Source organism: Streptomyces davaonensis JCM 4913, assembly GCF_000349325.1.
GTDB lineage: Bacteria > Actinomycetota > Actinomycetes > Streptomycetales > Streptomycetaceae > Streptomyces > Streptomyces davaonensis.
The window spans coordinates 1,322,514-1,343,187 of the sequence record NC_020504.1; the positions used below are offsets into that span (position 1 = coordinate 1,322,514).

At 72.8% G+C, this 20,674-nt stretch carries 17 protein-coding genes; 9 read left to right on the forward strand and 8 right to left on the reverse strand.

Annotated elements, in window-relative coordinates; all coding sequences use genetic code 11:
- Positions 1–6: 6 nt before the first annotated feature.
- The 3 genes from BN159_RS05895 to BN159_RS05905 form a co-directional block, all read right to left on the reverse strand.
- Positions 7–3,381, reverse strand: a complete 3,375-nt coding sequence (locus tag BN159_RS05895) for a pyruvate carboxylase (protein ID WP_015656003.1) — start codon at positions 3,379–3,381, stop codon at positions 7–9.
- Positions 3,382–3,521: 140 nt separating this feature from the next.
- The gene (locus BN159_RS46020) at positions 3,522–4,601 is read right to left on the reverse strand and encodes a hypothetical protein (protein ID WP_041820860.1); all 1,080 of its coding nucleotides are present in this window, start codon (positions 4,599–4,601) and stop codon (positions 3,522–3,524) included.
- Positions 4,602–4,694: 93 nt separating this feature from the next.
- Positions 4,695–5,057 carry a hypothetical protein gene (locus tag BN159_RS05905; RefSeq protein WP_041818859.1) on the reverse strand — a complete coding sequence of 121 codons (363 nt, stop codon included), beginning with the start codon at positions 5,055–5,057 and terminating at the stop codon, positions 4,695–4,697.
- A gap of 136 nt (positions 5,058–5,193) precedes the next feature.
- On the opposite strand from BN159_RS05905, the gene BN159_RS05910 reads away from it, so the two are divergent.
- On the forward strand, positions 5,194–8,040 hold the full coding sequence (locus BN159_RS05910) for an AfsR/SARP family transcriptional regulator (RefSeq protein WP_015656006.1): 2,847 nt from the start codon (positions 5,194–5,196) through the stop codon (positions 8,038–8,040).
- A gap of 5 nt (positions 8,041–8,045) precedes the next feature.
- On the opposite strand, the gene BN159_RS05915 is transcribed toward BN159_RS05910, so the two are convergent.
- From BN159_RS05915 to BN159_RS05925, 3 genes are all read right to left on the reverse strand, one after another.
- Positions 8,046–8,591 (reverse strand): sigma-70 family RNA polymerase sigma factor, encoded by a 546-nt coding sequence (locus BN159_RS05915; protein ID WP_015656007.1) that lies wholly within the window; start codon positions 8,589–8,591, stop codon positions 8,046–8,048.
- A gap of 119 nt (positions 8,592–8,710) precedes the next feature.
- Positions 8,711–9,499, reverse strand: a complete 789-nt coding sequence (locus tag BN159_RS45650; protein WP_015656008.1) for a hypothetical protein — start codon at positions 9,497–9,499, stop codon at positions 8,711–8,713.
- Positions 9,500–9,522: 23 nt separating this feature from the next.
- On the reverse strand, positions 9,523–10,317 hold the full coding sequence (locus tag BN159_RS05925; RefSeq protein ID WP_015656009.1) for a transglycosylase SLT domain-containing protein: 795 nt from the start codon (positions 10,315–10,317) through the stop codon (positions 9,523–9,525).
- Positions 10,318–10,757: 440 nt separating this feature from the next.
- On the opposite strand from BN159_RS05925, the gene BN159_RS05930 reads away from it, so the two are divergent.
- From BN159_RS05930 to BN159_RS05965, 8 genes are all read left to right on the forward strand, one after another.
- A complete protein-coding gene (locus BN159_RS05930; protein WP_231905576.1) occupies positions 10,758–11,300 on the forward strand; it encodes a hypothetical protein in 543 nt (180 codons plus the stop codon).
- Positions 11,297–11,554 (forward strand): hypothetical protein, encoded by a 258-nt coding sequence (locus tag BN159_RS05935; RefSeq protein ID WP_015656011.1) that lies wholly within the window; start codon positions 11,297–11,299, stop codon positions 11,552–11,554. Before BN159_RS05930 ends, BN159_RS05935 begins: the two co-directional genes overlap by 4 nt.
- A 71-nt stretch (positions 11,555–11,625) precedes the next feature.
- Positions 11,626–11,931: a hypothetical protein gene (locus tag BN159_RS05940; RefSeq protein ID WP_015656012.1), complete on the forward strand. Its 306-nt coding sequence runs from the start codon at positions 11,626–11,628 to the stop codon at positions 11,929–11,931.
- A gap of 17 nt (positions 11,932–11,948) precedes the next feature.
- Positions 11,949–12,707, forward strand: a complete 759-nt coding sequence (locus BN159_RS45655) for a hypothetical protein (protein WP_015656013.1) — start codon at positions 11,949–11,951, stop codon at positions 12,705–12,707.
- Between the two features lies 1 nt (position 12,708).
- Positions 12,709–13,947: a hypothetical protein gene (locus BN159_RS45660; protein WP_015656014.1), complete on the forward strand. Its 1,239-nt coding sequence runs from the start codon at positions 12,709–12,711 to the stop codon at positions 13,945–13,947.
- A 179-nt stretch (positions 13,948–14,126) separates the two neighbouring features.
- Entirely contained in the window at positions 14,127–15,620 is a 1,494-nt protein-coding gene (locus BN159_RS05955) for an SCO6880 family protein (protein ID WP_015656015.1), read from the forward strand.
- A 227-nt stretch (positions 15,621–15,847) separates the two neighbouring features.
- Complete coding sequence (locus BN159_RS05960) at positions 15,848–17,275, forward strand: ATP/GTP-binding protein (RefSeq protein ID WP_408055038.1); 1,428 nt, start codon at positions 15,848–15,850, stop codon at positions 17,273–17,275.
- Positions 17,272–19,038 (forward strand): type IV secretory system conjugative DNA transfer family protein, encoded by a 1,767-nt coding sequence (locus BN159_RS05965; protein WP_015656017.1) that lies wholly within the window; start codon positions 17,272–17,274, stop codon positions 19,036–19,038. Before BN159_RS05960 ends, BN159_RS05965 begins: the two co-directional genes overlap by 4 nt.
- On the opposite strand, the gene BN159_RS05970 is transcribed toward BN159_RS05965, so the two are convergent.
- Both BN159_RS05970 and BN159_RS05975 read right to left on the reverse strand, forming a co-directional pair.
- On the reverse strand, positions 18,986–20,203 hold the full coding sequence (locus BN159_RS05970) for a DUF418 domain-containing protein (protein WP_015656018.1): 1,218 nt from the start codon (positions 20,201–20,203) through the stop codon (positions 18,986–18,988). The two genes, BN159_RS05965 and BN159_RS05970, sit on opposite strands and share 53 nt — an antisense overlap.
- A complete protein-coding gene (locus BN159_RS05975) occupies positions 20,200–20,592 on the reverse strand; it encodes a hypothetical protein (protein WP_015656019.1) in 393 nt (130 codons plus the stop codon). Before BN159_RS05975 ends, BN159_RS05970 begins: the two co-directional genes overlap by 4 nt.
- Between the last annotated feature and the right edge of the window lie 82 nt (positions 20,593–20,674).

A 20,674-nucleotide genomic window follows, 5' to 3' on the forward strand; every position in this document is an offset into this window, starting at 1 on the left:
TGCGGCTCAGGCGATCTCCACCAGCAGGTCGCCGCCCTCGACCTGCTGGATCCGGCCCACGGCGAGCCGGGAGACGGTGCCGTCCTTGGCGGCGGTGATCGAGGCCTCCATCTTCATCGCCTCGATCGTCGCCACCGTCGCCCCGGCCGCCACCTGGTCGCCCTCGGCGACCGCGAGGGTCACCACGCCCGCGAACGGCGCCGCGACATGGCCAGGGTTGGCGCGGTCCGCCTTCTCGGTGACCGGGATGTCCGAGGCCACGCCCCGGTCACGGACCTGGATGGGCCGCAACTGCCCGTTCAGGGAGGACATCACCGTACGCATGCCCCGCTCGTCGGCGTCGCCGACCGCCTGGAGCTCGATCAGCAGCCGCACGCCGGGCTCCAGGTCGATGGCGTACTCCTTGGCCTGGCGCAGTCCGTAGAAGAAGTCCTTGCTGTCCAGGACGCTGGTGTCGCCGAAGTTCTGGCGGTGGGTGTCGAACTCGCGCGTCGGGCCGGGGAAGAGGAGCCGGTTGAGGGTGGCGCGGCGGTCCTTGACCAGTCCGGTGCGGTCGTCGGTGGTCAGGGCCGTGGGCGGCTTGGCCTCGGCGCGGCCGCGCAGCGCCTTGCTGCGGAAGGGCTCGGGCCAGCCGCCGGGCGGGGTGCCCAGTTCGCCGCGGAGGAAGCCGATGACGGAGTCGGGGATGTCGAACCGGTCGGGCGACTCCTCGAAGTCGGCCGGGGAGACGCCCGCGCCCACCAGGTGCAGGGCCAGGTCGCCCACGACCTTCGAGGACGGGGTGACCTTGACCAGGCGGCCCAGCATCCGGTCGGCGGCGGCGTACATCGCCTCGATGTCCTCGAAGCGGTCGCCCAGGCCGAGCGCGATGGCCTGGGTGCGCAGGTTGGAGAGCTGTCCGCCGGGGATCTCGTGGTGGTAGACGCGGCCGGTCGGCGCGGGCAGGCCCGCCTCGAAGGGGGCGTAGACCTTGCGGACGCCCTCCCAGTACGGCTCGAGGTCGCCGACGGCCTGGATGTCGAGGCCGGTCGGGCGGGCCGAGTGGTCGGTGGCGGCGACGATCGCGGACAGGGGCGGCTGTGAGGTGCTGCCCGCCATCGACGCCACCGCTCCGTCCACGGCGTCCGCGCCGGCCTGGATGGCGGCCAGGTAGGTGGCGAGCTGTCCGCCCGCGGTGTCGTGGGTGTGCAGATGCACCGGCAGGTCGAACTCCCGCCGCAGCGCCGATACGAGGGTGGCGGCGGCCGGGGCCCGCAGCAGTCCGGCCATGTCCTTGACGGCCAGGACATGGGCGCCCGCGGCCACGATCTTCTCGGCGAGGCGGAGGTAGTAGTCGAGGGTGTAGAGCTGCTCGTTCGGGTCGGACAGGTCGGCCGTGTAGCACAGGGCCACTTCCGCTACGGCGGTTCCGGTCTGCCGTACGGCGTCGATGGCGGGGCGCATCTGGTCGACGTCGTTGAGGGCGTCGAAGATGCGGAAGATGTCGATGCCGGTGGCCGCTGCCTCCTGGACGAAGGCGTCGGTGACCTCGGTGGGGTACGGGGTGTAGCCGACGGTGTTGCGGCCGCGCAGCAGCATCTGGAGGCAGATGTTGGGCACGGCCTCGCGCAGCGCGGCGAGCCGTTCCCAGGGGTCCTCGGCGAGGAAGCGGAGCGCGACGTCGTAAGTGGCGCCGCCCCAGCACTCCAGGGAGAGCAGTTCGGGCAGGGTGCGGGCGACCACCGGGGCGACGGCGAGCATGTCCTTGGTGCGGACCCTGGTCGCGAGCAGCGACTGGTGGGCGTCGCGGAAGGTGGTGTCGGTGACGCCGAGGGTGGGGGACTCGCGCAGGGCGCGGGCGAAGCCCTCGGGGCCGAGCTCGATCAGGCGCTGGCGGGAGCCCGCCGGGGGCAGGCCCTCCGGTACCGGGGGCAGCTTGGCCATCGGGTCGGCCAGGTCGGGGCGCTCGCCGTGCGGGCGGTTCACCGTGACGTCGGCGAGATAGGTCAGCAGCTTGGTGCCGCGGTCGGCGGAGTGGCGGGCGGTCAGCAGGTGCGGGCGCTGCTCGATGAACGAGGTGGTGACCCGGCCCGCCTGGAAGTCCGGGTCGTCCAGCACCGCCTGGAGGAACGGGATGTTGGTGGCCACGCCGCGGATGCGGAACTCGGCGACGGCGCGCCGGGCACGGCCCACCGCGGCGGCGAAGTCCCGGCCCCGGCAGGTCAGTTTGACCAGCATGGAGTCGAAGTGGGCGCTGATCTCGGTGCCGGCGTGAGTGGTGCCGCCGTCCAGCCGGATGCCGGAGCCGCCCGGGGAGCGGTAGGCGCTGATCCGGCCGGTGTCGGGGCGGAAGCCGTTGGCGGGGTCCTCCGTGGTGATACGGCACTGGAGGGCCGCGCCGCGCAAGGTGACCGTCTCCTGGGCGAGCCCGAGGTCGGCGAGGCTCTCCCCGGCGGCGATGCGCAGTTGCGCCTGGACCAGGTCGACGTCGGTGACCTCCTCGGTCACCGTGTGCTCGACCTGGATGCGCGGGTTCATCTCGATGAAGACGTGGTTGCCCTCGCGGTCCAGGAGGAACTCCACGGTGCCCGCGTTGCGGTAGCCGATCTGGCGGGCGAAGCTCACGGCGTCGGCGCAGATGCGGTCGCGCAGGGCGGGGTCAAGGTTGGGGGCGGGGGCCAGCTCGATGACCTTCTGGTGGCGGCGCTGCACGGAGCAGTCCCGCTCGTAGAGGTGGATGACGTCGCCGTGTCCGTCGGCGAGGATCTGCACCTCGATGTGGCGGGGTTCGACGACGGCCTTCTCCAGGAACACCGTGGGGTCACCGAAGGCGGAGGCGGCCTCGCGGGAGGCGGCTTCGATGGACTCGCGGAGCTGGGCGGGGTCCTCGACGCGGCGCATTCCGCGCCCACCTCCGCCCGCGACGGCCTTGACGAACACCGGGAAGCCGATGTCCTCGGCGGCGCGGACGAGTTCGTCGACGTCGGTGGAGGGCGCGGAGGAGCCGAGCACGGGTACGCCGGCTTCGCGGGCGGCGGCCACCGCGCGGGCCTTGTTGCCGGTCAGCTCAAGGATGTCGGCGCCGGGCCCGACGAAGGTGATGCCGGCGGCCTCGCAGGCGCGGGCCAGCTCGGGGTTCTCGGAGAGGAAGCCGTAGCCGGGGTAGACGGCGTCCGCGCCCGCGCGCCTGGCCGCCGCGACGATCTCGTCGACGGAGAGGTAGGCCCGCACCGGGTGCCCCGGCTCACCGATCTCATAGGCCTCGTCGGCCTTCAGACGGTGCAGCGAGTTGCGGTCCTCGTGCGGGAAGACGGCGACGGTGCGCGCGCCCAGCTCGTAGCCCGCGCGGAACGCCCGAATCGCGATCTCGCCACGGTTGGCGACCAGCACCTTGCGGAACATTCGTGATCCCTTCGCCTGGCGGTGAGGCCCCCATGGTGTCGGCCGCACCCCACATACGCCATGTGAACTGGACCACGGACCGCCTCGACACACCACACGTCACCCGGACGGGACCACCACCCGCCTGCCCCCGCTCCGGGCTAGTCGCCACCTCCGCCGCCACCGCCGTCACCACCGCCACCGCCGTCTCCCCCGCCGCCGTCGCCGCCCCCGGAGTCCCCGCCGTCGCCGCCGTCCGAGCCCCAGCCGTCGGCGCCGCCGAGTTCGTTGTCCTCCCGGTCAAGGCCGAGGTTGCTGAACCAGGGGCGGTCCCACCACTCGTCCACGGCGATCGGCTCCCCGAAGTGCGTCCGGCGCCGCTCGGCCCGGAACCGGGCCGCGCCCGTGGTGTCGCCGAGCCCGAAGGCGACGGCGAAGACGTGGGCCATGACGGCGTCCAGCGGGTCGGGGCTCTGGTGCTGCACGGTGGCAAGTGGCCGCAGTACCGAGCCCGGCTCGGGTTCCGGCCGGCCCCGGGGGCGGGTGAGCAGGGCCACCGGCCGGTCGTCGCGCAGCAGCACGGAACTCTTCGCGTTCTCCCGCTTCAGCACCCAGCGCTGCCCGGGCAGCGTCACCTCCGCGTACCGCTTGGACTTGCGCTTGCGGCCCTGGAGGACGAGCTCCGCCGAGACCTCGCCGACGGTCACCCGCAGCCCCTGGGACGGATCGGAGCGCTCGCCGTGGAAGCCGAAGGGCGCGCGGATCCGTACGGCGGGGGCGTGCGGTCCCCAGACGTCCACCCGCACCAGGTTGCGGTCCACGGCGACGGCGATCGGCCCGGCCGGTCCGGGCGCGAACCGGCGCGCGATCCACAGCGGTACGCCCTCGGCGCGGGCCATCTCCGCGACGGCCGCCACCTGCTGCGGCCCACCGCTGTGCCGTACGGCCAGCTCCCCCAGGGTGCGCGCGAACTCGGCGGCCTCGCGCACCTTCAGCGGCTTGCTGGTGCCGGTGACGCGCGTCACCGGGACGACGCCGGGCCCTTCCGGCAGCCCGCTCAGCGGACGCTCCGTACCGCCGCCGCCGAGCCACTGCCCGCGCTGGAAGGCGTCCGCCATGGCGACGAGGTTCAACTCGTGCAGCGGCGTGGTCCTACCGCCCTTGCGCAGCCCGGCATCGCTCAACTCGACGGTCCGCGCCAGCGGATTCCACGACCGCTCCCCATAGAGCACCTGGCTCACCACAGCCCCCTGTCCTACGTCGTTCTACGGGGTCACCCCCGCTCACACAGAGTGCCACCGGCCCTTCGGCGGTTCCCGTTCGCGATGCCGAGGCTAGCGGCGCCTCCGTACCGCCCGGGTGCGGCGGTAGGCAGTCCAGGATGCTTCCCGCTTCCAGGTGTGTCGATGCTGGTCAGGCAGCGGCGTGCGGAGTGTGTGCGGGTCCGTGCGGCCCTGTCCCTCGATTTCCTCGGGCAGCAGCCAGAGGTTGCCGAAGGGGTCCGGCTCCCAGGGGGCACCCTTGGCCATGCGGTCCAGGCGGCGGCGCCGCAGTTCCTGGACGTGTCCCTTGCACAGACGGGTCTCGTGGCCGGTGACCCGGTGTCCGGATGTCGTGGAGCACCAGGTGCATGTCTCGGGCGGGCGCAGGCGGGCTCGCACGAGGGATGTCACGGTGGCCGCCAACAGGCCCGCCACGGCGCCGAGTACGAAAGCGGTGATCGGCCGGTCTCCTTCGGGGTGTCGACCGAGGGGAACACCCCCGGTCGGGCGGCTGGCGGGAAATGTCGGTTCGAGCTGACGTTCGGAATTTCGACCGCTACTGTCCTCAGCCGTGGAGGAAACGGAAACGGAGCCCCTCCGGTTCTCCCTGCTGGGTCCGTTGCGGGCCTGGCGCGGTACCGAGGAACTGGCGCTGGGCTCCCCCCAACAACGCGCCGTTCTCGCGATGTTGCTGCTGCGCCGAGGAGACGCGGTCGCCGTGGCCGACCTCGTCGACGGGATCTGGGGGACACAGCCGCCGACGGGCGCGGTGCCGGTGTTGCGCACGTACGCCTCCCGGCTGCGCAAGCTGCTGGAGCCCGAGCGGGGCAAGGGGGAGCCGTTCCGGATCCTGGTCTCGGCCGGGGACGGGTATGCCCTGCGGGACGACCTGTTCTCCTCCGACCTGGCCGACTGCACGCGTGCGGTGGCGCGGGCCGAACGGCATCGCTCGTCCGGCGAGGGGGAACTGGCCCTCCGGCTGCTGCGCACCTCGCTGGCCGACTGGGCCAGTCCCGCGCTGGCCGGAGTGCCCGGCCCGTTCGCCGAGGCTGCGCGGACAGATCTGGCCGAACGGCGGCTGAACGCCCTGGAGTTCACCCTGCGGACGGAGCTGGAACTCGGCCGGCACGAGGCCGTGGTGCCGGAGCTGCTCGCCCTGCGGGACGCCCAGCCGCTGCGCGAGACCGTGAGCGAACTGCTGCTCGTCGCCCTGTACCGTTGCGGGCGGCAGGCGGACGCACTGGAGGTCTATGCGCGGACGCGCCGCACCCTGGTCGACGAGCTGGGGATCGAGCCGGGGCCGTCGCTGCGCACCCTGCACTCCCAGGTTCTGGCCGGTGCCGTCCCCGGTGTCGCGGACGCGCCGCAGCCGCCGGAGAGCACCGAAGTGCGCCCCTCTCAACTGCCCGCGGACCTCGCGACGTTCACCGGTCGCCGTGCCGAACTCGACTGTGCCGAAGCACTGCTGGCCGACAATGATCACGCCGCCGTACCCGCCACCGGCACCTCCGCCATCGCCGTCATCGACGGCATGGCCGGTGCCGGCAAGACCACGCTCGCCGTGCACTGGGCCCATCGGGTCGCCCACCGCTTCCCCGACGGACAGCTCTACGTCAATCTCCGCGGCTACGACCCCGCAGGCTGCCGGACGGACCCCGGCGAGGCGCTCTCGACGTTCCTCGTCGCGCTCGGGGTGGCACCGCAGGCCGTCCCCGAGGGGCTCGACGCGCAGACCGCCCTGTACCGCAGCCTGCTGGCCGAGCGCCGGGTGCTGATCGTGCTGGACAACGCCCGGGACACCGAGCAGATACGGCCACTGCTGCCCGGCACCTCGGGCTGTCTGACCATCGTCACCAGCCGCAACCGGCTCACCGGCCTGGTGGCCAGGCACGGGGCGCGGCCGTTCGCGCTGGGGCTGCTGAGCGCGGCGGAATCGCGGGAGTTGCTGGTCCGGCGCCTGGGCGGGGCGCGCGTGGACGCCGAACCGGACGCGGTCGACGCCGTCGTCAGCCTGTGCGCCGGGCTGCCGCTGGCCCTGGCCATCGTGGCGGCGCGGGCCGCCCTCAACCCCTGCTTCCGGCTCGCCGACATCGCCGAGGAACTCCGGGCCGGACACGGCAGCCTCGACGCGTTCGCCGTCGGCCACGACACCGGCACCGACGCCCGCGCCGTCTTCTCCTGGTCGTACCAGGCGCTGTCGCCCGAGGCCGCCGTACTCTTCCAGCGCCTCGCCCTGCACCCCGGCCCGGACATCAGCACCGCCGCGGCGGCGGCACTGGCCGGGATGCCACGACGGCAGGTACGGGCGCTGCTGACCGAGCTGTCCGGGGCGAGCCTGCTCATCGAACACGCCCCCGGCCGGTTCGTCTTCCACGACCTGCTGCGCGCCTACGCCCAGGAACTCGTCGCCCACCACAGCGGCGCGGCGGAGCGCGACGCGGTGCTGCTGCGGATGACCGACCACTACCTCCACACCGCCCACCACGCCTCCGCCGTCCTCGGCCCGTTCCGGGAGACCATCCCCCTCGCGGCGAGCACAACGGACAGCGGGCCGCTGCGGTTCAACGACAGCAAGCAGGCGATCGGCTGGCTGCGCTCCGAGCGCCAAGTGCTGCGCTCGGTCGTCGAGTTCGCGACCGCTCACGGCCGGCACGACCACGCCTGGCGCCTCGCCTACGCCCTGGACCTGTACTTCGACCGCCTCGGCTACTGGCACGACCTGATGGAGATCAACAAGGCGGCGCTGCGCTCGGCCCAGGCCCTGGACGATCCCGTCGGCCAGGCGCACGCCCTGCGCGGCCTGGGCTTCGGCCACACCCGCTTCGGGCACGAGGACGAGGCGCTACGGCTGCTCGGCCGGGCACTTGAGCTCTTCCGGCAGGCGGGCGACGCCTTCGGCGAGGCCCGCACCCGGCGCGCCCTCGCCTACCAGTCCAACCAATTGGAGCGGTACGAGGTCTCACTCGACCACTACGCGCAGGCCGGCACGCTGTACCACTCCCTCGGCCACCGCAGCGGCGAGGCCAGTGTGCGCAACGAGATCGGCTGGACGTACATCCTGCTCGGCGATCTCGAACAGGCCCTGGATCACTGCGAGAAGGCCGTCGCCCTGCACCAGGAGGTCGGCGACCTGAGCGGTGAGGCGTCCGCGCAGGACAGCGTCGGCTACGCCCACCATCACCTCGGCGCCCACGCCGCGGCCGTCGCCCGGTTCGAGCGGGCCGTGGAGCTGTACCGGGAGATCGGCAGCAGCTTCCTGGAGGCCGACACCCTGCGCCACCTGGGAGACGCCCACCGCGCCGCCGGCGATCACGGACCGGCCCGCGAGGCGTGGACGGCGGCGCTCGCCCTGCTCGAGGAGGGCGGCCACACGGAGGCGGACGAGGTCCGGCAGGCCCTGCGCGAGTTGGAGCCCTGATCCTTCTACCGCACGCCTCGCTCCTCCAGCGCCGTTCGAAGACTGCGCAGGGCGTAGTACACGCGGGACTTCACCGTGCCCTGCGGGACACCCAGGACCGAGGCCGCCTGCTGGGTGGTGCGGTCCGCGAAGAACGTCGCCAGGAGCACTTCGCGATGCGCGGGTGTCAGTGCCTGGAGGGCGTCCTGCACCACGATGGACGACAGCATCCGGTCGATGTCGTCGACCTCGATGCCCAGTTCGCTCACCCAGGTCGCACCGCTGACCTCCTGCGGTCGCGCCGCACGGATGCGGTGCGCGTCGATGACGAGGTTGCGGGCGACCCGAAACATCCAGGGACGCACCGCCATCCCCTCGTCGTCGACCAGGTTCTGCTTGGTCCAGCACCGCAGCAGCGTCTCCTGGACGACGTCCTCGGTGCGGTGCGTGTCCCCGCCCAACAGGCGCAGCACGTACGAGTGGAGCGCCGGTCCGTGCTCCACGTACAGGTCGCGCAGCGCCCGTTCCTCCGCGGACGCCGCGCCCGCCGATCCGATCACCGTCACGTTCATGGTGTGTTCCCCCCTCTGTGTGTCGGCTGGGCCCGGAGTGTTGCGAGGGGCGTTCCACGTTCGTTTGACGCCGGTTGTACGGATCGATGGACGCGCAGGTCAGAAGGGCCAGAAGCGCCTCAGACGTAGGCCGCTAGGGCATCGACATGTCTGCGGACCTGCCCCACGAGTGCGGCGTCGCCGGGCGGCAGCTGGCCCCGTCGGTCCAACTGGCCCCACATGTGAAGCAGTTCACGCCCGTGCACCACGGCGGCCCGGTCGTCGTCGATCCGCTGCCAGGCCGCCGCCGCGCGGGCCACCTCCGCCGACGCCTGCCCGTCCCCGGCACCGCACCGGATCCGGGCCACCCCCAGGGCGAGCACGGTGGCCTCCCGGTGGTCGCCGCGCAGATGCGCGAGATACGCCTCCATCGACCGGGCCTCCAGCGCGTGCGGATGCTCGGCACCGAGTGATCCGGTCAGGCTCTCGCGCAGCGCGCAGACGTCGGCGTATGCCTCATCGAGGCGGCCGCTTGTCGCCAACTCGTTGATACGGCCGATGCGTTCGGCGTGCTCGGTGGGGAGGTCGGCGACTACGACCGGGGTCTGGACGACGGCGCGGGCCGCGGCGGTGGCTCGGGCCCGGGCGACCGCGGTGGCCACGGCGGACACGGGCTCCTGTTGCTCTTGTCGCTCCTCCTCGGCGTCGAGGACACGGCTCGAACCGTCCGGACTCACCTGGAGGACGAAGTGGGCGGCACCGGAGCCGTCGTTCACCGTGGCCAGCACGGCGGCGGCGCGCTCCTGCGCGTACTGCTGAAGCCGGTCCAGTACGGCGTCGTGCACGGACTGGCCCGGGTCGGGGACGAGGGGGTGTCCGTCGATCTCGGCGTGCTCTTCCTCGGTGATGTGCACCTCGAAGCGGTCCATCACTGTCCTCCATGTCAGGCGTGTCAGGCGGAACCGGGGGTGACGCCGGGGGTCGCTCCGGCGGGGGGCGCGGCGATGCCCTCGTACTTGGCGAACTGGGCGCGGACGGCGAGGACATAGCCCTGGGCGTCGTTGGTGTTCGGCACGCCCTTGGCGGCTCGGACGGCGTCCATGCCGAGGTGGTAGCCGGCCAGGGCGAGGTCCAGGACGGTGTTGGTGGTGCCGGTCTGGACGACCTCGCCGTTGTCGATCATCTGCTGGGCCTGTTCGGCCAGGTCGCACATGTAGCGGCCCTGCGCCATGATCGAGTCCTCCGCGTCCAGCGCGGAGGTCTTGTCGTTGTCGTCGTCGTCCTCGCCGTACTGCTCGAAGATGTCGGGCGGCAGTTGCGAGATGCCCTGCTTGCCGTCCGGGCCGGCCTTGGCCGCGTCGAAGCCGGACTCCTTCTCGATCTGGGACGCGATGACGATCGGGCCGATCGTGCCGCACAGTTCACCGGCGTCCTCGATCGGCTCGACCAGGTCCTCGGGGACCGTCGAGGCGTCCAGCTCGCCGGAGCCGTCGCCCTGGACGGAGGCGATCACCTGGTTCGCGGTGGCCTGGTTGTCGGAGTCGCTGCCGCCGCCGCTGAACAGCAGGATCAGCGCGATGAGCGGGGCCAGCAGCACGCCGAACCCGCCGATGATGATCACGATGATCACGGTGCCGACCAGGGCGACCGGCGACAGCAGGCAGCCGCAGCCGGTACCGGCGGCGACGGTGTTGCGGACGGCTGTCGAAGTGCCGCCCTCCGGGGTGTCTCCCGTTGCGGAACCCATGAGCTCGTGCCTTCTTCCCCTCGCCTTGAACCGCTTTGGCCGGACGGCCCGTTGTGCTGCCGACGGGCTCGGCAGATCGAAACGGGCCTCGGAGCAAATAAGTTCAAAACGGTGGAAACCAGATGAGTCAGAGCACCAGTGGCAGCACGAGCGAAGAGGGGGGCGGAGCACACATGGGCACACCTTCGGCAACGCCGTCGAGCCCGTCCGGATGGGTACGGGGGCCGAAATCTCCCCGACCGGCACCGCAGTCCGCCCCCGCCGGCACACCCGGTACGACGCCGGCCCCCGACCCCCACGGCTACGCACCTCCCGCTCCCGACTCCGCCTCGACTCCGGCCTCCTCCGCACGCCCCGGCGGCCACCACCCGACACCAACCGCCTCCCCGTCCACCCCGGTACGCCCCACCGGGCGAGCCGTCCCTCGGACCCCGGACCCCGTGTCCCCTCCCGCCGCCCCGGCCCGCCGTACCGCCCCCACCCCCACCCCGCCCACCGAGCCCTCCTGGGGCGAGCCGCGACGAGGGGTGTCGGGGCGTGGGCGGTCCCGGAGCGAGGTCGGGTGGGTTCAGGCGCACGGTGGGGCCGGGGCCACCTCGTTGGTGGAGGCGCTCGGTGGGGTGGATCTCGGGGTTCGGTGGCCGCAGCCGACTCGGGGTGAACCGCGGCGGATCGTGCTGGTCGGCCGGACCAGCGCGCGTGGACTGCGGTCCGTCTCCCAGGCGTTGGGCGCGCTGAAGGAGGGGCGCGCACCGCAGGGGCTCGATCTGCTGGGCGTGGTCCTCGTCGCCGACGCCCCGGGCCGGCTGCCGCTCGGTCTGCTGCGGCGGATCCGGGTGCTGCGCTCGGTCACGCATGTGCACCGGGTGCCGTGGATTCCGGCCTGGCGCCTGGGCTCCACCCCGAGGGCCATGCCCCGGCAACTCGTCTCGCTCGCCGAGCTGGTGGGCAGCGAGGCGCACAAAGAGGAGGCGGCGTCGTGAACCTGGCCGCCTACAGCCCGCCCGCGGGCGCCGGCGAGATTCTCGGCATCCTCGCCTGGTGCGCCACCGCCGCCGGAGTGGCCGGCCTGCTGATCGTCGGCATCAACATGGCGATCCAGCTCAACCGGGGCGAACCCGGCGAGGGCGCCGCGCACTTCCGCGGGATCTTCTTCGTCACCCTCGGCTGTCTGGTCGCCTCGTCGGCCGGTCCGCTCGTCGCCGCCCTCGGCGACCTCTCGCTCCTCGGTCCCTAGACCTCACGACGCACCACCAGTTCCGCTCACGCCCGCCGCTCAGGCAGGGCGCCTACTCCTCGGAGAACCGCATGTCATCACTGCTGCTCGAAGCCCAGAACATCCTCGCCGCGGCGCCAGCGCCGGGCGGCGACGTGCCCCAGCCGACCAGTGACGCCCCGGACCAGCTGAAGGACAAGGTGAACACCGTCCTCGGCATAGCCGCCTGGGCGGGTACCGCCGCCGGTGTCGCCGGGGTGCTGATCACCGGCGCCATGATGGCGATCTCCCTGAAGCGGGGCGAGAGTTCGGAGCACATGAGCCGGCTCGGCATGGTGCTCGGCGGTTGTGTCCTGGTGGCCACCGCGGGCCCGCTGGTCAGCTTCGTCTTCACGTGAGCCGGCGGGCGGTCGAGATGTTCACACGCAGACAGCGGTGGGCCGACGAGCCGGAGCCGTACTGGAAGCAGCGCAGCTGGCAGTTGTCGGCGGGATTCCTCGCCGTAGTGCTGGTGCTGGGCGGGATCGTCGCGCTGACGTCCGGCGGGGAGACCGGCACGGACCGGGCCCGCGCCGCGGCGGCCGGCCCGCTCTCCGGCGACGCCGCCCCGCGCGACGGCCGCCCCCAGGGCTGCGCCACCGACGACAGCGCGGGCGACGCGCTGCCCAAGGCCCCGCCGGATGACGTCAGCTGGGACACGCTCGGCATCACGCGGGTGCCGGTGTCCGCCTCGGCGGGGCCCACCCGGACGACGGGGACCCTGCGGTGGTGCTTCGCACGTACGCCGATCGGCGCCGTGCTGGCCGCCCACGTCATCCCGTCGCAGATGAGCGGCTCCGGCTGGCGGACCGTCACGGAGCAGCAGGTCGTCGCCGGGGCGGGACGCGACATGTTCGAGTTCCAGCGTTCCACCGTCCAGGACATCGACAGCGGCGAGCAGACCGGCGACGCGGCGGTCGCCACGTACGCCGGTTTCACGGTGACGTCGTACAAGAGCACGGCCGCGAGCGTGAAGCTGCTCCTGCGGACCTCGCAGGGCTATGCGGCGACCACCATCGTGCTGCGCTGGAGCGGCGGTGACTGGAAGGTCCTGCCCAACGGCGACGGCTCCCTGCACACGCCGGTGACGGCCGTCCAGGGCAACACCAGCGGCTACACCCTGTGGGGGGACTGACATGAACTGCCCGACCGGGAATCCGGTCATCGACCTGATCAAGGGCTTCTTCGACTTTCTCGGCAATCCCATCGGGACGGTCATCGAGCTGATCGCGAACTCCATCCTCGCGGGTGCGATCGCGGTGTTCGGAGCCCTGATCACCGGAGTGCCGACCCTGACGGGGACGGCCACCGCCAAGGACGTCGGCAGCCAGACGCAGTGGCTGGTGGTCTACCTCGCGGTCGGCTCGCTGATCTTCGCCTCGGTCCGGATGGCCCTGGAACGGCGGGGTACCGCGGGCGTGACCGCCTTGAAGGGCATCCTCCGGGTCATCCTGGTCTCGGGCGCGGCCACCACCGTCGTGACGGCCGCGGCGGCCGTCGCCGACGACTACGCCACGTTCCTCTTCAACGCGGGCGCCCAGGCGCAGTTGAGCAATGTCGGTGCCTGCAAGAGCGGCGACAACGTGGAGTCGTTCCTGCTGCTGGTCCTGGCCTTCCTGCTGCTGATCTCCGGGATCATCCACACCATCCTGATGTACATCCGGCTCGGCGTGATGATCCTGCTGCTCGGCACCCTGCCGGTGGCCGCCGCGGCCTCGATGACCGACTGGGGCGCGGGCTGGTGGCGCAAGCACATCGGCTGGATGATCGCCTGGCTGCTGTACAAGCCCGCGGCGGGTCTGGTGCTGTACTCGGGGTCCGCGATGATCTCGCAGGGCGGTCAGGGCGGTGACATCAACGAACGCATCGCCGGTATCGGCCTGATGCTGCTGTCCGCGGTCTCGCTGCCCGCGCTGCTGAAGCTCGTGGTGCCCGCCACCGCCGCCCTCGGTGGCGGCAACCCGGTCTCCGGCGCGCTGTCGGCGGCGGGCGGGGCGCTGGCGACCGGCGCCCGCTCGCTGGGCGGGGCCGCCGGCAGCGGCGGTAGCGGTGGTCAATCGGGGGCGGCCGGTCCGAAGGGGCCGTCCGGCGCGGGCAGTTCGGGAGGCGGCTCGCAGGGCGGCGCCCCCGGTCCGGGCGGGCCCGCGGGCGGGAACGGTTCCAACGGCGCCGGCTGGGGTGGTGCCGCCGGTGCCGGTGCGGGCGGTGGCGGCTCGGGAGCGGCCGCCGGGGCGGGCCGGGCGGCGGCCGCGGCCGGGGGGCCGGCCGGTGCCGCGGTCGCCGCGGTGGTCACCGCCGCGCAGATCGTCGGCAGCACCGCGGCGGGCGCCGTGGACGGCGCCGACGGCGACCTGGGTCACAACACCGGCCGCTGACCCGGTCCGGCGGCGCCGGGAGCCTCGTAGCGAAGGCCCCGTCGCCGCCCTCCGAACGACCGCCGAACTCCCGCTTCCCCCCCTAGGGAGTTCGGCGGTCTTGCCGACCCTCGAACCGGCCCCACTCCCCCCCCGCTGCCCCCTAACACCATCACTTCACGAAGGGAAACCGGACCCTCATGTCCACGGAAGCCGTCACCCATCCGACCTACGGGAACTGGCGCCGGCCAAGGCGGCCCGGGCTCGGGCCACTTGGTCTCGTCGGCACCTTCGGTGTCTTCGGCGGCCTGGTCGTCACCCTGCTCGCCTCGCTGATCTCGCTGTACGCCGCGCTGATCGTGCTGGTCCCGGTCGTGGTGTTCCTGGTTCCGCTCGCCATTCGCACCCAGGACGGGCGCAACGTCTACCAGTTGATGACCCTGCGCGTCGGCTGGTGGCGCCGTAAGGCCAAGGGGTCGCATCTGTATGTCTCCGGACCGCTGTCCGCCCGGCCGGGCGGCCGGTTCCGTCCGCCGGGCCTGCTCAACAAGGTCACCACGACGGAAGGCCGGGACGCCTACGACCGGCCCTTCGGCGTCCTGCACCACCCGGCCCGCAACCTGTACACGATCGTCCTGGGCTGCGACCCCGACGGCGGTGCCCTGGTCGACCCCGACCAGGTCGACGTCTGGGTCGCGCTGTGGGGCGAGTGGCTGGCCCGGCTGGCGCACGAACCCGGGCTGCGCGGCGCCTCCCTGATCGTGGAGACCGCCCCCGACCCGGGCACCCGGCTCGCCCACGAGGTGCTGCCCCGCATCCATCCCGACGCGCCGCCCGCCGCCCGCGCGGTGATGGAGGAGGTCGTCGAGCGCTATCCGACCGCCTCCTCCGAGATGCACACCTACGTCACCCTCACCTACGGCGTCCCGCCCGGCCAGCGGCGCAAGCCGGAGGATGTCATCTCCGACCTCGCGATCCGGGTCCCGGGCCTGCTCGCCGGGCTCGTCGCGGCCGGGGGCGGCTCGGCGTACCCGCTCTCCGCCGAGCGGATCGCCGAGGTCGTCCGGGTCGCCTACGACCCCGCCGTCGCCGCCGACGTGCTCGACGCCCGCGCCCGGTACGGCGGAACGGGCCTCGAGTGGGACGACGCGGGACCGGCCGCCGCCGTCGAGACGGTGAACAGCTACCAGCACGACTCGGGGGTGTCACGGACCTGGCTGCTCACCCTGGCGCCGCGCGGCACGGTCCGGTCCTCGGTGCTCAGGGGCATGCTGGAGGCGGCCCCCGGCACCCGCCGCAAGCGGGTCGCGCTGATCTACCGGCCCATCGACCCGGCCACCTCGGCGCGGATCGTCGAGGCGGACCGGCGCAGCGCCCAGTTCATGGCGACGTCCGGACGCGGCATGGTGCAGGCCCGCGCGGCCTCCGAGATGCGGGCGGCGGAACAGACCGCGGCCGAGGAGGCGTCGGGCGCCGGGCTCGTGGAGTTCTCGCTGATGCTGACGGTCACCGTCGACAGCGCCGCCGAACTGGCCGACGCGAGCGTCACGATCCGCAACCTGACCGCCGCATCCCGGGTGTTGATGCGGCCCGCCGACCGGATGCAGGCGGCGGCGTTCACCTGCACGCTGCCCGCCGGGATCCTCCCGTGGGAGCAGACCCTGATCCCGCACGAGCTTCAGGAGGCGCTGTGAGTCGCCGGAGCGAGGAGCGGAAGGCCGAACAGGCCGACCGGCTGGCCGAGAAGCAGGCGCGCGAGGCGCTGGCCGGGGGCCCGGTCTCGACACAGCCGTCCGGGAAGCCCGGGAAGCAGGACAGGAAGGGCAAGAAGCCGAAGGCGGACGCCGACAAGGCCCGCCCCAGGCAGCCGTACGTCCCGCCCCGTGGCTGGCTCGGTCCCGGCGGCGGACGCGTCGGCTATATGGATCCGCCCACCATGTGGCGGGCCACCACTGTGCAGGCGTGCGGCATGTGGCCGTTCGCCGCAGGTTCCGGCTCGCCCATGACCGGCGTGCCGCTCGGGCAGCACCTGTTCACCGGCGCCACGGTCTGCGGCGACCCGCTGAACTGGTTCACCCGGGCCCGCTACATCTCCAACCCCTCGCTGTTCATGCTCGGCATGCCGGGCCTGGGCAAGTCCACCCTCGTCAACCGGATGCTGATCGGGCTCGCCGCGACCGGCGTGGTCCCGCTGGTGCTCGGCGACCTCAAGCCCGACTACGCCGACACCGTACGGGCGCTGGGCGGTCAGGTGATCTCCATCGGGCGGGGCCGGGGCGGCATCAACGTCCTGGATCCCGGTGCCATGGGCGAGGCGGCGGCGCGGATCGGCGGCGAGGCGGGCGAGGTGCTGAAGGCGGAGACGCACGGGCGGGTGCTGAACATGGTCGCCGCGCTGATCACCATCGTGCGGGGCCGTCCGATGGACGACCACGAGCAGTCGGTGCTCAGCGCCTGCCTGCACCATCTGCGCGAACGCACCCCGGTGGGCGGCACGGTCCTGCTGCCCGATCTGCTGCGCGTGCTCACCGAGGGCCCCGACCGGGTCCGCGCGGTCACCCTGGACCGCGGCGACGACACCCGCTACCGGGACGCCGTCGACCCGCTGCACCGCTCCCTGCTCGGCATCCTCGACGGCCCGCTCGGCGACACCTTCGCCTCCGAGACGTCCACCCGGATCAACCCCAATGCGCCCGCCGTGTGCATCGACATCTCCGGTATCGGCGAGGCCGACACCCAGCTGACCGCCGCCGCGATGCTCGCCGCCTGGTCCGACGGGCTCGGCACGGTGGCCGCCTCGCACGCCCTCGCGGACGCCGGACTCGCGCCCCGGCGCTGGTTCTTCACCGTGCTCGACGAGCTGTGGCGCCCGCTGCGCGCCGCCTCCGGCATCGTCGACCGCATCGACGCGCTGACCCGCCTCAACCGTTCCCTCGGCCTCGGCGACGCCAAGATCACGCACACCCTCAAGGACGCCGAGGCCCTGGGCACCGACTCCGACCGGGCCAAGGCGCGCGGCTTCGTGGAGCGGGCCGGGATGGTGGTGTGCGCCGGACTGCCGCGGGCCGAGATGGAGGAACTCGGCAAGGTGGTGGGGCTGTCCCGGCGGGAGATCGAGCTGGTGTCGTCCTGGTCCTCGCCGCCGGGCTGGGGCGTCTCCGGCGAGCACGAGGAGCCGCCGGGGCGTGGCCGCTTCCTCATCAAGGTCGGCGGCCGGCCCGGAATCCCCATCAAGGTCGCCATCACCGACGCCGAACGACGGCTGCACAACACCAACACCCGCTGGACCCCCAACGAGGAGAGCGTCGAACAGGCCGTGTCCCGGGCGAACGGGGGGTGGACCGCATGAGCGGCCCGCGCACCGGAGGCGGCTACCACGAGCAACTGCCGTGGGCCATCGTCGCGCTCGCCGGCACCGGCCTCACCCTGTTCACCGTCGTCTGGTCCGGCGGCACCCTGGGCTCCGGTCTGACCGGCAACGGTTTCCACGCCCCGCCCTTCGCGATGTCCACCGTCGCCCGCCTCACCACCGACGGCCCGGCCGCGCTGTGGCCCACGGCACCGGCCGCCGCCGTCTACGCGGGCATGCTCGCCCTGCTGGCGCTCCTCGCCGCACCCGCCGCACTGGCCGTGCGGTTCCTGGTGGAGCGGGCGTCCCGTCCCAAGGGCCTGGCCGGGCGCCGTGAGCTGGCCGCCATGTGCCCCAAGGGCATCGAGGCCCGCGCCCGTGAACTGCGCCCGAGCCTCAAGGGGCGGGAACAGCTCCGCCCGGACGAGACCGGCAACCTCCTCGGCGACCTCGACCCCAAGGGCCCCGAACTGCGCAGCAGTTACGAGGATGTGGAACTCGACCTCATGGCACCCCGGGCGGGCAAGTCCACCGGCATCGCCGTCCCCCGGGTGCTGCGCGCCCAGGGCGCCGTCCTGCTCACCTCCAACAAGTCGGACGTGTACGCCGTCACCCGCGCCGCGCGTGAACAGGCGGGCACGGTCTGGACGTTCGACCCGCAGGGCATCGCCCACTCCCCGCGCGCCATGTGGTGGGACCTGCTCGGCGAGTGCCACACCATCGAGGGCGCCCGTCGCCTCGCCGGCCACTTCGTGGCGTCCGTCAACGACGACACCGCGAAGAAGGACTTCTGGATCTCGGCCGCCCAGAACACCCTCACCGCACTGTTCCTCGCCGCGGCCCGCGGCAAGGCACCGGTCGTCGAGTTGCTCGGCTGGCTCGCCGATCCTGCCGACCGCACCCCGATCGACCTGCTGCGTGAGGCGAAACTCGTCGCGATGGCCGAGCAGTTGCAGGGCACGGTGCGCGGCGCCGTGGAGACGCGGGACGGCATCTACGAGACGGCCCGCCAGACCGTGTCCTGTCTGCTCGACCCGGAGATCCTCGCCTGGGTCACCCCCGACCCCGAGCTGCCCGAGTTCCTCCCCCATCAGCACGTTCTCGGCACGGACACCCTCTATCTGCTGTCCAAGGACGGCGGCGGATCGGCGGCGGGGGTCATCGCGGGCCTCGCCGACGCGACGATGCGGGCGGGTGTGGTCGCCGCGGAACGCATGGGCGGCAGGCTCGACCCGCCGCTCACCGCGGTCCTGGACGAGGCCGCCAACGTGTGCCGGATCTCCGATCTGCCCGACCTCTACTCGCACTTCGGCTCCCGGGGCATCAACGTCGTGACGCTGCTTCAGAGTTACCGGCAGGGCGCGCGGGTGTGGGGCGAGGTCGGCATGGACGCGCTGTGGAGCGCGGCCACCGTCAAGCTGCTCGGCGCGGGCCTGGACGACGCCGACTTCGTGCAGAAGATCTCCACCCTCGTCGGCCAGCACGATGTCCGCACCCCGAGCGTCTCCCGCAGCAAGGACGGCACCTCACGCTCGTACTCCTACCGCCAGGAGGCCGTCCTGCCGCCCGACAAGATCCGAGCCCTGCCCAAGGGCACCGCCCTCCTCCTCGCCACCGGAGTCCGGCCCGCCCTGATCCGGCTGCGCCCCTGGTACAAGGAGCCCGGCGCCGCGGCGATCTCGGCGGCGGCGAAGGCGGAGACGGCCGCGATCACCCAGCGGGCCGCAGGCCGTCTGCCGGGTGTGACCCTCGGGAAGCGGTAGGACGCCCCGCCAGGGTGACGGTACGCAGCAACAGCTCGGCGGGGCCGTATCGCATCCGCCTCATCAGGTGGGCGCTTGCGGCGAGTTGGGCACCGTACAGCAGCACACAGCCCGCGAGGACGGCGGCGGGGCCGACCCGGTCGTAGAGGCCGAGTCCGTAGCCCGTGAACACGCAGGCGAGGACCAGCGACTGGGTGAGGTAGTGGGTGAGCGCCATCCGCCCGGCGGCGGCGAGCAGGCCTACCGCCGCCGGGCGCACGGCATCCAGCAGCAGGAGCAGGCCGCAGGCGTACGACGCCGTCAGCGCCGGTGCGGTGAGGACCGCCACCGCCTGCCCGACGTAGAACCATCGGTTGTCCATGGGCCAGTTCGCGCAGCACGCGGTGGCCACACCACCGGCCAGGCCGATCGGCAGCCACCGTACGACGATCCCGCGCAGCCACGCCCGGTCCCGGCCGCGCCGCTCCACGAGCCGGGTTCCGGCCGCCGCGAGCCCCGCCAGGAAAGCGGCCAACAGGTCGGGGGCGTACAGGAGATCGACGCCGATCGCCGATGGCAGGTCGCGCAGATGGGCGCCGAGGACCGACAGTGCGTCGCCGCGGTGGGCGGCGACGGAGTCCGCGACCTGAGGAACGTACTGGCCGGGGGTGAAGGGCTCGGCGAGCGCGACGGTCAGCAGCCCGTACCCGAACAGGACGACCGCGAGGCCGACGACCAGAGCAGCGGCGAGGCGCACGGCGGTCCGCGGGGCGAGGCCGCGCAGTCCGTACAGGACCAGCGACAGGACCGCGTAGATCATCAGGATGTCGCCGGGATACAGCAGCACGGCGTGGGCGACCCCGAGCGCGAACAGCCCTGCCGCGCGCCGCAGATGACGAGGGGCGAACGCGGCACCCGCGCGCCGCGCGGACCGCTCCTGGAGGACGAAGCTGTAGCCGAACAGGAAGGAGAACAGCAGATAGAACTTGGTGGAGACCAGCGCGGTCACCGCCCAGGCCGCCGCCCGGTCCAGCGTCGAGGCCCCCGGCCCGCCGCCGAACACCGCGTGGGGTCCCGCCATCATCAGGGCGTTGACCAGCAGGATGCCGAACAGGGCGAAGCCGCGCAGCACATCGAGCTCGCCCAGGCGCTCGTCGGGGACCGGCAGGGTCCCGTCCGGCTTCATGACCCCACCACGACGCCCGTGCCGAAGCTCAACGTCGAGGACACGAACCAGCCGAACGACGGCGCCAACAGATGCCGCAGCGTCCACAGCCGGGCCGCCGTGGGCCGGGCCCGCGCGTAGACGACCGTGATGTGTCCGCCGATCGGCGGCAGTCCGCACAGCGGCCCGTACCGCCCGGGGTCGAGGACGAGGTTCCGCCCGAGGTGATCGGAGAACACCACAAGGCCCCCGCGCCGCCGGTCGGCCGCCGCACGGGCCGCCACCACGCCCGTCACGCGCAGTCCGCGCAGCCACAGTCGCACCGCCGCCAGCGAAGCCCGCAGGGCCAGCAGCAGAAAGCCGAGGCCGCACCCCGTGCACAGCGCCAGCAGTAGCAACTCCGCGTCCATTCAAGCCCCTTCGCCGTCCACCTGCACACCCTTCGGCAGCACAACGGGCATCGGTCCGGGCCGGTTCAGCTGCCTTGAACCG